This is a genomic window from Ochrobactrum sp. BTU1 (genome assembly GCA_018798825.1).
GTDB lineage: Bacteria > Pseudomonadota > Alphaproteobacteria > Rhizobiales > Rhizobiaceae > Brucella.
Map to the genome: position 1 here is coordinate 1,454,189 of CP076354.1, position 13,528 is coordinate 1,467,716.

Genomic DNA, 13,528 nt, shown 5'->3' on the forward strand with positions numbered 1-13,528 from the left:
TCAATGTGTACTCAAAAACTCTCTCTCAGCCATTGGCTGACACGTTGAATTCGCCCGCCCGTACCAGTCATAAGACCGGAGGAGGCTGCCTTCACGGACCGTTCTTCAATACCTGCCACCTGAGGGTAGATCAGAAGACCAACGGTCGCGGAGAAAGCCGCACCCTTAGCCGCCTCAGGCAGTCCTGCTATTCCTAGAGGACGCCCGATTCGCACATTTCTTGCAAGAATCCGTCTGGCAGCTTCTGGCATTCCCGGCAGCTGGCTTGCGCCACCCGTCAGAACAACGCGCTTGCCAACGATATGTCCGAGGCCCGACTGATTCAGCCTGTCGCGAACCAGTTCCAATGTCTCTTCCACGCGTGCACGGATGATCCGCGTCAATACTGAGCGCGGATATTGATTGGGTACATCACGCTCGTCATCGCCAATTGGCGGAACCGAGATCAGATCACGATCGTCAGCTGCACTTGGCAGCGCCGAACCGTACATGACCTTCAGACGCTCAGCATCTTCCATACGGGTGGAGAAGCCGCGCGCCACATCCATCGTGACGTGTGTTCCACCGATAGCTACAGCATCAGCGTGAATGAACTTGCCTTCGGAGAAGACGGAAATTGTTGTCGTGCCGCCGCCCATATCGATGCAGGCCGCACCCATTTCGGCTTCATCACCAACGAGAGCTGCGAGGCCGCTCGCATAAGGGGTCGCGACGATTGCTTCGACTGACAGATGACAACGATTGATGCAAAGCTCGAGATTGCGCAGTGGAGCCGCATCAGCCGTCAGAACATGCATATCAACGCCGAGACTGTCACCCAGCATACCAAGCGGATCGCGGATACCGCGCTCACCGTCAAGCGTGTAGCCAACCGGCAGCGAGTGAACGAGGTGACGTTCAGCAGCAAGCGCCTGCTTGGCGCCTGCAGCCAGTACGCGGCGAATATCCGTCTGCTCAACTTCATGACCGCCGAGGTTGACGCTCGCGGTAAAGGTTTCGCTCTTGAGGCGACCAGCAGAAATATTAACAATCAGGCTGTCGACAGTCAGGCCAGCCATGCGCTCTGCAGCATCAACCGCGAGACGGATGGACTGTTCAGCCGCATCGAGATCAATGATGACGCCAGACTTCACACCACGCGAACGCTGATGGCCAATGCCCAGCACTTCCATGCGGTGCGTGCGACCTGGCAGCAAAACGCCGCTTTCATGTGGACGCAGACGTGCGATCACGCAGGAGACCTTGCTTGAACCGACGTCCAGAACTGTGAGCAGGCGCACCTTGCGCCCTGCAGTTCCAACCTGTGATGAACCTTTTCCGCCCAGAATACTCATACGCGCTTCCCCGTGCGGGCTAATTCTTTTTTACGATCAGCCAAGAACTTCTGGCGCTGCTCCATGCCGCTTGCCGTCAGCTGAACCGTGACGCGATCATCAAGACGCATATCGACCGCAGCAATATCGCGGGACAGAAGATGCTTTTCGCTATCCAGGCGCTCGACTTCGGCGAGAGCCTTCATAGGCTCATCTTCCGGCAGCATGATACGAACGCCATTCTCCAGCAGAATATCCCAGCGGCGGTCAGCAACGAGGATATAGGCACGAACCTTGCCAGCAAGCGCCGGATAGGCCGCAACCTCGTCCACGAAGCCCTTAACGCGCTTTTCAGCACCCTCACCCACAACAAGCGGGAGAGCATTGTAACGGCCCGGACGGAATGGGACGATGGTATCGCCTGCAGAATCAATCAAAGAGAGCTCCTGGCCATTCTGCCAGACGGCAAATGCCTTACGCTCTTCCAGAGAAACCAGCAGCGTACCAGGATAAACCTTACGCACTTCAGCACTTTCAACCCAAGGCAGCTTGGCGATAGCCTGACGCGCACCTTCAGCACTCATGCCGACCAGTGACGTCTCGCCATCCAGCTCAAGCTGACCGAGAATATCGATATCCGACGTTTCGTTGTTGCCAACGACCTTCACGTCTTCAATCGCAAAACCAAAAGTGGAAGCGGTTGCCTTGATCATATTTTCGGAATGACCACCGAGCACCATGCCGTAGATGCCGGTTGCTCCGAGAAATCCGAGCATACCAATCGTGCCAGCATAGCGCGGAACATTGATATTGCCCTGAAACATACGGACAGCGAAGCGGAAAGGCTTCCGCAGAAGGCGCGGCAGAACAAAGGCTGCACCCGATGCATCCCGCATCGTGCCCGAACGCCTATATTCCTGAGATCTGCCGTTCAACGCAAACAAGACGCGTCCTCCACCATCCAACTCAACAATTCACCAAAAGAGATACCTGCCGCCTTCGCGATATCAGGTACGAGCGAGGTAGGAGTCATTCCCGGCTGGGTGTTAACTTCCAGCCAAATAACTTCGCCTTCTTCGGAAAAACGATCGTCGAAACGGAAGTCTGATCTGCTTACGCCCCGACACCCGATTGCCCGATGCGCCGTAAGGGCCATTGTTTGTATTTTTTGGTAAATATTTGGTAAAATTTTTGCCGGACACACGTGAGTTGATGCGCCTGCAACATATTTTGAATCATAATCGTAGAACTGATGCCCCACTGGAATGATCTCGCAGACGTCCATCGCGCGATCACCCATCACGGCGCAGGTCAATTCGCGGCCAGCGATGTATTTTTCGACCAGAACCTCGGCACCATAATTCCATTCAGCAGAGCTGATGATTTGCGGCGGGTGAGTCTGATCTTCCTTGACGATTACAACACCGAAGCTCGAACCTTCACGGACCGGCTTGACGACGTAAGGCGGCTTCATCGGATGCTCAGAACCGATTTCGAAACGGTTGAGCAGAAGCGACGGCGCAACAGCTACACCTGCAGCAGACGCAACAGTCTTGGCACGATCCTTATCCATAGCGAGCGCTGAAGCCAGCACACCGGAATGCGTGTAAGGTATTTGAAGATATTCGAGAATGCCTTGGATCGTACCATCTTCGCCGAACGGGCCATGCAGCGCATTGAACGCAACATCAGGTTTCAGCTCAGCAAGAACACTCGCGACATCGCGACCAACATCAATGCGCGTCACGCGATAGCCGCACTCTTCAAGAGTTTGTGCACAGGCAGTTCCGGACGAGAGACTGACTGGACGCTCCGATGAGAAGCCACCCATCAAAACGGCAACATGCTTTCCAGCCTTCTGTCCAGCCATGTCAGTCATCCCCTCTGCGCATCCCCTGCGCTCGAATCAAAAATAGAATCTGGATAGTCCGGCGACACAAGCCGCAGACACCCAAGTCAGGAAAACCCTGACGAATCAAATCACTGTACGGTTAACCATAAAGAATCAGAGAGTTGATTCCGTGGCAAGCCCCTATCAAAAGGGGAGCAACTTACGGAGCGCTCAACAAGCGCAAAAAAGCCCGGAATTTCAGTAGGAAATCCAGGCTTCTTAAAATTAGACTTTTTGCAAGAATTCTTTCACTTCTTCCCCTTCGCGGAACAAGCCAAGCCGCTTGATCTCCCAATGAAGGCGAATACCTGAATTCTCATAAACTTTAGCGCGAACAGTTTCGCCGAGCGTTTCAAGGTCATGGCCGGTCGCATTTCCGGTATTGATCATGAAATTGCAGTGCATCTCAGACATCTGCGCGCCACCAACACGCAGGCCGCGACAGCCCGCCTTGTCGATTTCTTTCCACGCAGATGTGCCTTCAGGATTCTTGAAGGTTGAGCCACCGGTTTTTTCGCGCACAGGCTGAACCGTTTCACGGTGATTCTGCACCTCGTCCATGGCTTTCTGAATTTCTTCACGGTCGCCCGGAATACCTTCAAACAGAGCCGAGGTGAAAATCAGATCAGGCGACGCTGAGGAATGCCGATATGCATAACCCATATCCGCATTGGACAGGACATGCAGTTCACCCTTGCGATCAAGCGCACGCACTTCCACAACGCGCTCACGCGTCTCAACGCCATTGGCACCGGCATTCATGCGCAGAGCGCCGCCAATGCCCCCGGGAATGCCGTGGTAGAAATGAAAGCCACTCAGACCCGCTTCAAGTGCTGCCGCTGCCACGCGCTTATCCGGCGTCGCAGTCCCTGCCCTGAGCCGGGTTTCGGAAACACGTTCGACTTCGCCGAAACCCTTGGCCGATAGCCTGACAATAAAACCTGGAATGCCACCGTCACGCACCAGAAGATTGGAGCCGATACCTACAACCAGAAGCGGAATCTCTTCTGGCACAGCTTTCAGAAATTCCGACAGATCTTCTTCATCAGCAGGCTGAAACAGAACCTGCGCAGGACCACCGGCACGGAACCACGTAATCTTGTCCATGCCGGTATCCGGCATCATCCGGCCGCGAAGACCGGAAAGCCTGCCAGCAAGCTTCTTGAGAAGCGTTTCGCCGCTTTCCATTACTTTGCACCCTGTTCAGCCAATTCTTTTGGCAATGCATAAGCCCACTGTGTAATGTTGCCTGCACCGAGGCAAACCACGAAATCACCAGGCTCTGCAATAGAAGCCACCAACGGCGCCAATGCTTCAGGGCCGCTTGCATAACGTGCATCGCGATGACCAGCAGTCTTGATGCGCGACACGAGCGTTTCCGAGTTCACACCTTCAATCGGGTCTTCGCCAGCTGTGTAAACCGGTGTTACGATAACCGTGTCGGCATCATTGAAGCACGCTGCAAACTCATCAAACAGGCTGTGAAGGCGTGTATAGCGGTGCGGCTGAACAATGCCGATTACTCGACCTTTGGTTGCTTCGCGTGCTGCTTTCAGAACAGCTCGAATTTCAACCGGATGGTGGCCGTAGTCATCGAAAATTTCGACACCATTCCAGGAGCCGGTATGAGTGAAGCGACGCTTGACCCCACCGAATGCACCCAAACCACGACGGATATCGTCGGCTGTTATGCCAAGTTCATTTGCGACTGCAATCGCTGCCGTTGCGTTTGAAACATTGTGCATACCCGGCATCGGCAGGCGGAGATCCTTGATCTCAACCGTATCGCCCTTGCGTGAGCGGATCAGCACGTCAAACAGGCTCGTTGCGCCATCCATGCGATGATTAACAAAGCGGACATCCGCCTGCGGGTTCTGACCATAGGTGATGATGCGACGATCTTCGATGCGGCTTACCAGAGCCTGCACTTCAGGATGGTCAAGACACATCACGCCAAAGCCATAGAACGGCACGTTCTCGACAAACTGCGCAAAAGCTGCACGTACATTGTCGAAATTGCCGTAGTGATCCAGATGTTCAGGATCGATGTTGGTAACAACCGCAATATCGGCTGGCAGTTTCAGGAAGGTGCCATCGCTTTCATCGGCTTCAACAACCATCCAGTCACCATCGCCCATACGAGCATTGGTGCCATAGGCATTGATAATGCCGCCATTGATGACTGTGGGATCGAGATGACCTGCATCGAGCAAAGCTGCAACCATCGATGTGGTCGTGGTTTTGCCATGTGTGCCGCCGATAGCAACCGCACGACGGAAGCGCATCAGCTCGGCCAGCATTTCAGCGCGGCGAACAATCGGCAGAAGCTTTTCGCGGGCGGCAGCCAATTCCGGATTGGTTTTCTTGATGGCAGTCGAAACGACGATGACTTCCGCATCGCCAAGATTCTCGGCCTTATGACCGACAAAGACCTCAATGCCCTTCTCGCGTAGACGCTGCACATTGGCGCTGTCCGACTGATCAGAACCCTGAACCTTATAGCCAAGATTGTGCAGCACTTCCGCGATACCGCTCATGCCAATGCCGCCGATCCCGATAAAATGGACAAGCCCGATGTTGAGCGGCATTTTCATGGCCGAGTTCCTTCTTTCAATTCCTGAACTGATTTTCCTGCTGCAATAGCCTCTGCAAGATCGGCAAGCAACTGCGCGGCATCAGGCTTCCCAACGCTTTTCGCAGCTTTTGCCTGTTGCTCAAGCCTTTCTGGCTGATTAATCGCTGCGCTAATGATGCTGGCCAATCGTTCTGGCGTAAGTTCAGCCTGCCGAACCACATCACAACCGCCTGCCGCAGCAAGAGCCGCCGCATTCGCCGCCTGATCATGATCAAGCGCATGTGGAAACGGCACCAGCATGGCCGGACGGCCAATCGCTGCGATTTCTGAAACGGTAGAAGCTCCCGAACGCGAAATCACAAAATGCGCGTCGGCAATACGGGCTGGCATATCGTTGAAGAACGGCGCGACATCAGCCGGAACGCGCAGATTCTGATATGCGGCACGAACAGCGGCCTCATCCTCTTTACGCGCCTGCTGGGTAATCAGCAGCCTTGCGCGTTCGCTCTCGGGCAAAAGCGCAATTGCTTCTGGGATCGCATTTGAGAAAAACTGTGCGCCCTGACTGCCACCAAATACCAGAAGGCGAAAACGCTGACCCTCTTTGGCCGGCCTATAAGGCGTGTTGGCAGCAGCAAGCACTGGCGGGCGAACCGGATTGCCGGTCGCAACAATCTTGTCAGCGAACGCACCGCTTGTTTCTGGCAGAAACCCGCCAGCAATCGCTTTCACGCGTCCGGCCAGCCCCTTATTGGCACGGCCCATGACAGCGTTCTGCTCATGCACCATTGTCGGGATACCCATACTGCTCGCAGCATAAAGCGGCGGCAATGTTGGGTAGCCACCGAAACCAGCAACCAGCTTCGGTTTCAGACGACGAAATAGTTTGCGGCTGTCGAGATTACCCTGCCACAGCGACCACAATGTGCGTGCCAGCGCAATCGGATTGCGCCCTGCAATGGTTGCTGAACGGATCACATGCACATGGTCTTCTGCAAAGGCACCGGCAAAACGCTGCGCGCGTGCATCCGTTGCCAGATGCACATCCCAGCCGCGAGACTTCAGTTCGTGCGCCAGTGCTTCAGCTGGAAACAGATGGCCGCCTGTTCCCCCGGCGGCCAATACAATTACGCCTTTTCCCATAGTCCCCTCACAAAGCCGGAATGCGCTCGCCCATGCTGACCGTATGCGTCATACGCGCTTCCGGACGACGGCGTGTCAGTGCCAGCAAGATGCCCATTGTGATCGCAATAGCAACGAGCGAAGAGCCGCCATAGGAAATAAACGGCAGGGTCATGCCCTTGGCAGGCATCAGATGCAGATTAACCGCCATGTTGATGATCGACTGGAAGCCGAACAGGATCACGATGCCGGAAACAGCGAGACGTGTGAAAGCATCGCGCTCACGCAGCGCAATCGACAGTCCGCGGATCACAATAAACGCGAAAAGCGCCATGATGATCATGCAGAGAATGATGCCGTATTCTTCTGCGGCAACCGAGAAAATAAAGTCGGTATGGCTATCCGGGATGATACGCTTGACGGTGCCTTCACCTGGTCCCTGACCGAACCAGCCGCCACGCAGAATGGCTTCGCGCCCCGCATCAACCTGGAATGTATCACCTTCACCGGTCATGAAGCGGTTAACACGGCCCGCAACGTGATCGAGCGTCATGTAAGCACCAAAGGCACCGACAACCGCTATCCCGCCAAGGACCAGAATCCAGAACATCGGCAGACCGGCGAGGAAGAACATCGCGCCCCATGTGCCGGTGGTGAGCATTGTCTGACCAAAGTCAGGCTGCAGCATCAACAGACCAGCAGTCACACAGAACAGCATCATCGCCAGAAAATAGCCCGGCATCTCACCGCCGCGTTCGCGCTCGGAGAAAAGCCATGCGCAGATGACCACAAAAGCGGGTTTCATGAACTCGGAGGGCTGAATGGAAATGCCTGCAAGACTGACCCAACGGCGCGCACCCTTGATCTCGATACCGACGAAAAGTGCTGCTGCCATCAGAAACAGCGAGGCGCAGAGCAGGATCAGCGCAAAGCGCCTGATCTGGCGTGGCGACAGGAACGAGACGCCAATCATCACGGCAACAGCCGGGATCATGAAGAAAGTCTGTCGTTCCACGAAATGGAAGCTATTAAGGCCAATGCGCTGCGCAACGGCAGGGCTTGCAGCAAAGGACAACAGCACACCAAGCCCCATCAGGGCCAGACATGCAGCCAGAAAGTAACGGTCGATTGTCCACCACCAATTGGCGACAGCACCACGGTCAACACGACTTACCATCAGCTTTCCCCTCTCATTGGCTCAATACCCGGGAGCGCAAGCACGGCGTTGCGGAATGCATCGCCGCGTTTCTCAAAATTCTGGAACTGGTCGAAGCTCGCACAAGCTGGCGAAAGCAGAACCACAGGTTCGCTTGCTGCATCATTGCCTGCATCGCGTGCAGCATGTTCAACTGCAACAGCCAGAGTGTCGGAAATCTCAAATGTCACCGCGTCGCCCAGCGTCGCAGCAAACTGCGCCGCAGCCTCACCAATCAGATAGGCTTTGGTAATGCGCGGGAAGAACTCCGATAAAGCGCTGATACCGCCAGCCTTGGGTACACCGCCAGCGATCCAGTAAATATGGTTCGCAAAAGACGACAGCGCAGGCGCGGTTGCTTCGGCATTGGTTGCTTTGGAATCATTGACGAACAGAACCTTGCCGCGATGACCAACCTGTTCCATGCGATGCGCAAGACCGGGGAAGCTTTTCAAACCTGCACGAATTTCTTCAATCGAAAGGCCGACCGACAAACAGGCCACGATTGCAGCCAACGCGTTCTGCGCATTATGCGCGCCGCGCAGCGAACCAATTCCGTCCAGTGAAGCGAGTTCTTCAACCTTGCCGCTCAATGTCGAATAGAGCTTTGCACCTTCAGCGAATGCACCGTTCTCAAGGCGCTTATCCTTGGAAATACGTGCGACTTTTACGCCCTTGTTTTCAAGACGATCCGCAATGCTCCCGCAATATTCATCGTCCACACCAACGATTGCCACACCGCTTTTGTCAACAAGCCGCTGCTTAATGGCAGCATAGTTTTCCATGGAGCCATGGCGGTCGAGATGATCAGGCGTAAGATTGAGAAGAATACCAGCAGTAGGATTGAGCGACGGTGCCAGATCAATCTGGTAGGACGAGCACTCGACCACATAGAAACGATCCGGTGCGGGCGCTTCCAATGTAAGGATCGCCGTGCCGATATTGCCGCCGAGCTGCATGTCGCGGCCCGAAGCCTTGATGATATGCGCAATCAGCGCGGTCGTAGTGGATTTGCCGTTCGTGCCGGTGATGGCGATAAACGGACAATCCGGCGCAATATGATTGCGTTCACGCACGAAAAGCTCAACATCGCCGATAATCTCGACACCGGCAGCATGAGCGAGATCAACTGTCCAGTGTGGCTTGGGATGGGTCAGCGGTACGCCGGGGGAAAGCACAAAAGCAGCGAACTGCGACCAGTCCGCTTGCCTCAAATCGCCAGTCGCTATACCCGCGCTCTGTGCGCGGGCAACACTGTCGGGATTATCATCCCAGGCAATGATCTTCGCTCCACCCGCCACAATGGCCTTGGCGGTAGCGATGCCCGACCCACCCAGTCCGAAGAGGGCTACAGTCTTATCTTTAAGGGCGGTGATCGGGATCATTCTGCGTGCCTGTTATCTGAGCTTCAATGTGGAAAGGCCGATCATGGCGAGGATAATTGCCACGATCCAGAAACGGATCACGACCTGGCTCTCCGTCCAGCCTTTCTTTTCAAAATGATGATGAATTGGTGCCATCAGGAAGACGCGCTTGCCGGTGAGTTTGAACGAACCAACCTGAATGATGACCGAGAGTGCTTCAACCACAAACAAACCACCGATGATGGCAAGAACGATTTCGTGCTTGGTTGCAACCGCAACCGTGCCGAGCATCCCGCCGAGCGCCAGCGAACCCGTGTCACCCATGAAGATTGCAGCAGGCGGTGCATTGAACCAGAGGAAGCCAAGGCCTGCGCCGATAACAGCGCCCAGTACAACGGCCAGTTCACCCGTACCCGGAACAAAATGGATTTGCAGGTAATCGGCAAAGATCGCATTACCCGAAAGGTAGGCGATGAAGCCGAACGAGGCCGCAGCAACCATCACAGGCACAATCGCAAGACCATCAAGACCGTCAGTCAGGTTTACCGCATTGCCGGCGCCAACCATGACGAAGGCTGCCAATGGAATGAAGAACCAGCCGAGGTTCAGAACAAACTGCTTTACGAACGGGAACGTCAGCGATGAGGAAAACGGCTCCTGTCCTGCCCGCATGATGATGAAGGCTGCAATCGCCGCAATCAGAAACTCGATGCCCAGACGCGATTTACCGGAAAAGCCTTTATCCGACTGTTTCGTGACCTTGAGATAGTCGTCGTAAAAGCCGATTGCACCAAAACCAACTGTGACCATCAGCACGACCCAGACATAGACGCTGGCGAGATTAGCCCAGAAGAAGCAGGAGACCAGAATACCGGTCATAATCATCAGACCGCCCATGGTGGGCGTACCAGCTTTCTTGAAGTGGGTCTGAGGGCCATCAGCACGGATCGGCTGACCTTTTCCCTGTCGCGCGCGCAGCGAATTGATGATCGCAGGGCCGAACAAGAACACGATCAACGCCGAGGTAATCATCGCCCCGCCAGTGCGGAACGTGATGTAGCGGAACACGTTAAACGGTGTCACATGCTCGGCGAAGATTGAAAGAAGCATCAACATGCTGAGAAAAATCCCTCAAAAACTGCTACTCGGCAGGCACCACTGGCGGAAACTGATTGGTAAGCGCCTTGACGATCTTAGAAAAGCCAATCCCCTTGGATGACTTCACCATGACAACATCGCCGGGACGCACAGCCTTCGTCACCAGCGGCAACAATTCATCGGTGCTCTGCCTGTATTCGACGCTAATTTCAACCGGCAAGGCATTTTTGAGCACCGACATTTCGCGTCCGCCGATATAAAGCACGTTCACTTCCGCATCGACGATGGGGCGTGCAAGATCGGCATGAAGCTTTCCAGACTGACGGCCAAGCTCCAGCATATCGCCCAGAATTGCGATACGACGACCCCGCGGGCCTTCAGGCGGCGTTGCATGAAGCAGCGACAGCGATGCACGCATCGAGGTCGGGTTTGCATTGTAGCTTTCATCGATCAGCGTGAAGGAACCGCCATCCGGATGCTCCAGAACATGACGCGCGCCGCGTCCGCCTTCAGCAGTCAAAGTTGCCATGGCAATGGCAACCTTTGCCATATCTGCACCAACGAGATGGGCCGCGCCAAGTACAGCAAGCATATTCTGCACGATATGGCGTCCCGGCATGCCGACTTTTACAACAGCTTCTTCGTTACCGATCTTGACCGTCATGCATGAGCAGGTAGGATGCATTTTCACTTCGCGCAGGCGATATTGGGAACGCGCATTTTCGCCGAAGGTGACGATATGCTCGACGCCTGCCTTTTCGGCGAGTTCTTCAAGCTGCTTGAAGCGCTTGTCGTCGCGATTGAGAAGCGCATAACCACCCGGCACAACACCTTCAAAAATCTCGGCTTTTGCCACTGCGATTTCTTCGAGATTTGCAAAGTGACCAAGATGTGCCGGTGCGATCAACGTTATGAGCGCCACATGCGGGCGAACCATCTTAACCAGCGGCCGGATTTCGTCGTGGTGGTTCATGCCAATTTCAAACACACCATAATCGGTATCGGCTGGCATACCGGCGAGTGTCAGCGGCACGCCCCAATGATTGTTAAACGACGCAACCGACGCATGGACCTTGCCTGAATCGGCCAGCACATGACGCAGCGCTTCCTTGGTCGTCGTTTTACCGACAGAACCGGTAACAGCAATGATCTGGGCTTTGGAGCGATCACCCGAGGCAATACCGAGCTTGATCAAGGCTTCAAGCACGTCTTCAACCACGATCATCGGAACCTTGAGATTGCCGAGAGCCGGAAGACGGGATTCGTTGACGACCAGAAGACCAGCACCAGCTGCCATGGCAGCCGTTGCAAAATCATGTCCATCAAACAATTCGCCTTTGATTGCAAAGAAAGCTTCGCCCTCTTTCAGCGTACGGCTATCGATAGAAATCCCGGTGATACCCGCAGGCAACGTACCAAAAGGCCGGCCTTCCATGGCCTCCACCATATCGGCAGATGTCCAAAGCCAGTCACTCATCCCTTATGCTCCTCAAGGCGTGCTGCCAGCGCAGCCGCCACTTCCGTATGATCCGAGAACGGCAGCGTGATGTCGCCGACGATCTGGCCTTCTTCGTGTCCCTTACCCGCAACCACCAGCGTGTCACCGGGCATCATCATGGAAACTGCAGTGAAAATTGCCTCGCGACGGTCGCCGATTTCGGTGGCACCGGGGGCTGCAGCCATGATTTCCGAACGTATCTGCGCAGGGACCTCCGAACGTGGATTGTCGTCGGTGACAATGGCAACATCGGCCAGACGTGCAGCAATTTCACCCATGATCGGGCGCTTGCCCTTGTCGCGGTCGCCGCCACAGCCAAACACCACGATCACGCGTCCAGTTGTAAATGGACGCACGGAAGTAAGAACGTTTTCAAGTGCTTCCGGCTTATGTGCGTAGTCCACATAGGCCGGAGCGCCCTCTTCCGTGGCTCCAACCAGATCAAGACGGCCCGGCGCACCCTTGAGGCGCTCAAGCGCACGCATGGCAGCCGCAGCCGGAACACCCGTAACCATCGCAAGACCTGCCGACACAAGCGCATTGGCAACCTGAAAGTCACCGGCCAGCGGCAGTTCGATTTCAAAAATTTCGTCAGCAATGCGCACTTCAATGTGCTGGCGGAAACGTTCATGCTCAACGCGTTTGATGGTGATGAAATCACCTTTGCGACCAACAGTCTTCACATCGCAACCAGCGGCTTTTGCAGCTTCAATCGCCTGTGGCGAGAACTGGTCATCCGCAAAAATGATTGCAGGTGCACCTTTTGGAAGCAGCGTATCGAACAGGCGCATCTTGGCGTGCAGATATTCTTCGATCGTTGCATGATAATCCATGTGATCGCGACCGAGATTGGTGAACGCGCCAGCAGCAAGCTTCACGCCGTCAAGGCGACGCTGATCAAGACCATGGGACGAGGCTTCCATCGCGGCATGGGTCACACCTTCATCGGCAAGCTCTGCGAGCACGCGATGCAGTTCAACCGGATCAGGTGTCGTCAGCGAATTATAATCACTACGGGTTGGCGAGAAAACGCCGGTGGTTCCGATATTAGCCGCAGGAAAACCGGCATAAGCCCAAATCTGTCGGGTAAACGAAGCAACAGAAGTCTTGCCGCTGGTGCCCGTCACGGCAACCATGACTTCAGGCTGCTTGCCATAAAACTGTGCGCTCGCAACGGCCAGTGCATGACGTGGATCTTCAACATGCAGAACAGGCACACCGAGGTTTTCAATGGCTGCATTCTTGCCAGCGATAACGGCAACAGCACCACGCTTGACGGCATCGACTGCATAGGCGGAGCCATCCGCTTTTACACCTTTGAGAGCCGCAAAAAGGAAGCCGCGCTCGACTTTACGAGAATCTGAGGTGACACCAACAATGTCCACTTCGCCCGCAGCGCCGGAGGCCAGTTCCTTAAAGAGTGTAATTTCCTTCAGCTTCATGGTCATACCAAATCCAGGTTCAGTGGTGCA

The 13,528-nt window shown here is 55.0% G+C and carries 11 protein-coding genes; all 11 read right to left on the reverse strand.

Annotated elements, in window-relative coordinates; all coding sequences use genetic code 11:
- Nucleotides 1-11: 11 nt before the first annotated feature.
- Nucleotides 12-1,334 (reverse strand): cell division protein FtsA, encoded by a 1,323-nt coding sequence (gene ftsA / locus KMS41_07055; GenBank protein QWK76876.1) that lies wholly within the window; start codon nucleotides 1,332-1,334, stop codon nucleotides 12-14.
- Nucleotides 1,331-2,257, reverse strand: a complete 927-nt coding sequence (locus tag KMS41_07060; GenBank protein ID QWK76877.1) for a cell division protein FtsQ/DivIB — start codon at nucleotides 2,255-2,257, stop codon at nucleotides 1,331-1,333. The genes ftsA and KMS41_07060 overlap by 4 nt, the downstream gene beginning before the upstream one ends.
- The gene (locus KMS41_07065) at nucleotides 2,245-3,183 is read right to left on the reverse strand and encodes a D-alanine--D-alanine ligase (protein ID QWK76878.1); all 939 of its coding nucleotides are present in this window, start codon (nucleotides 3,181-3,183) and stop codon (nucleotides 2,245-2,247) included. Before KMS41_07065 ends, KMS41_07060 begins: the two co-directional genes overlap by 13 nt.
- Nucleotides 3,184-3,429: 246 nt before the next feature.
- The gene (gene murB, locus KMS41_07070) at nucleotides 3,430-4,392 is read right to left on the reverse strand and encodes a UDP-N-acetylmuramate dehydrogenase (GenBank protein ID QWK76879.1); all 963 of its coding nucleotides are present in this window, start codon (nucleotides 4,390-4,392) and stop codon (nucleotides 3,430-3,432) included.
- On the reverse strand, nucleotides 4,392-5,798 hold the full coding sequence (locus tag KMS41_07075) for a UDP-N-acetylmuramate--L-alanine ligase (protein QWK76880.1): 1,407 nt from the start codon (nucleotides 5,796-5,798) through the stop codon (nucleotides 4,392-4,394). Before KMS41_07075 ends, murB begins: the two co-directional genes overlap by 1 nt.
- A complete protein-coding gene (murG, locus tag KMS41_07080) occupies nucleotides 5,795-6,922 on the reverse strand; it encodes an undecaprenyldiphospho-muramoylpentapeptide beta-N-acetylglucosaminyltransferase (GenBank protein QWK76881.1) in 1,128 nt (375 codons plus the stop codon). The genes KMS41_07075 and murG overlap by 4 nt, the downstream gene beginning before the upstream one ends.
- Before the next feature lie 7 nt (nucleotides 6,923-6,929).
- Nucleotides 6,930-8,078, reverse strand: coding sequence for a putative lipid II flippase FtsW (ftsW, locus tag KMS41_07085; GenBank protein ID QWK76882.1), 1,149 nt, complete (start codon nucleotides 8,076-8,078; stop codon nucleotides 6,930-6,932).
- Nucleotides 8,078-9,481 (reverse strand): UDP-N-acetylmuramoyl-L-alanine--D-glutamate ligase, encoded by a 1,404-nt coding sequence (locus KMS41_07090; protein QWK76883.1) that lies wholly within the window; start codon nucleotides 9,479-9,481, stop codon nucleotides 8,078-8,080. Before KMS41_07090 ends, ftsW begins: the two co-directional genes overlap by 1 nt.
- A 12-nt stretch (nucleotides 9,482-9,493) precedes the next feature.
- On the reverse strand, nucleotides 9,494-10,576 hold the full coding sequence (mraY, locus tag KMS41_07095; protein QWK76884.1) for a phospho-N-acetylmuramoyl-pentapeptide-transferase: 1,083 nt from the start codon (nucleotides 10,574-10,576) through the stop codon (nucleotides 9,494-9,496).
- A 25-nt stretch (nucleotides 10,577-10,601) separates the two neighbouring features.
- The gene (locus tag KMS41_07100; GenBank protein QWK76885.1) at nucleotides 10,602-12,035 is read right to left on the reverse strand and encodes a UDP-N-acetylmuramoylalanyl-D-glutamyl-2,6-diaminopimelate--D-alanyl-D-alanine ligase; all 1,434 of its coding nucleotides are present in this window, start codon (nucleotides 12,033-12,035) and stop codon (nucleotides 10,602-10,604) included.
- Nucleotides 12,032-13,504 carry a UDP-N-acetylmuramoyl-L-alanyl-D-glutamate--2,6-diaminopimelate ligase gene (locus KMS41_07105; protein ID QWK76886.1) on the reverse strand — a complete coding sequence of 491 codons (1,473 nt, stop codon included), beginning with the start codon at nucleotides 13,502-13,504 and terminating at the stop codon, nucleotides 12,032-12,034. The genes KMS41_07100 and KMS41_07105 overlap by 4 nt, the downstream gene beginning before the upstream one ends.
- Nucleotides 13,505-13,528: the final 24 nt, after the last annotated feature.

What these genes read in the sequence shown, in the direction of transcription:
- ftsA (QWK76876.1), bottom strand. Translation starts at nt 1,334, where the DNA reads ATGAGTATTCTGGGCGGAAAAGGTTCATCACAGGTTGGAACTGCAGGG.
- KMS41_07065 (QWK76878.1), bottom strand. Translation starts at nt 3,183, where the DNA reads ATGGCTGGACAGAAGGCTGGAAAGCATGTTGCCGTTTTGATGGGTGGC.
- murB (QWK76879.1), bottom strand. Translation starts at nt 4,392, where the DNA reads ATGGAAAGCGGCGAAACGCTTCTCAAGAAGCTTGCTGGCAGGCTTTCC.
- KMS41_07075 (QWK76880.1), bottom strand. Translation starts at nt 5,798, where the DNA reads ATGAAAATGCCGCTCAACATCGGGCTTGTCCATTTTATCGGGATCGGC.
- murG (QWK76881.1), bottom strand. Translation starts at nt 6,922, where the DNA reads ATGGGAAAAGGCGTAATTGTATTGGCCGCCGGGGGAACAGGCGGCCAT.
- ftsW (QWK76882.1), bottom strand. Translation starts at nt 8,078, where the DNA reads ATGGTAAGTCGTGTTGACCGTGGTGCTGTCGCCAATTGGTGGTGGACA.
- KMS41_07090 (QWK76883.1), bottom strand. Translation starts at nt 9,481, where the DNA reads ATGATCCCGATCACCGCCCTTAAAGATAAGACTGTAGCCCTCTTCGGA.
- mraY (QWK76884.1), bottom strand. Translation starts at nt 10,576, where the DNA reads ATGTTGATGCTTCTTTCAATCTTCGCCGAGCATGTGACACCGTTTAAC.
- KMS41_07100 (QWK76885.1), bottom strand. Translation starts at nt 12,035, where the DNA reads ATGAGTGACTGGCTTTGGACATCTGCCGATATGGTGGAGGCCATGGAA.
- KMS41_07105 (QWK76886.1), bottom strand. Translation starts at nt 13,504, where the DNA reads ATGACCATGAAGCTGAAGGAAATTACACTCTTTAAGGAACTGGCCTCC.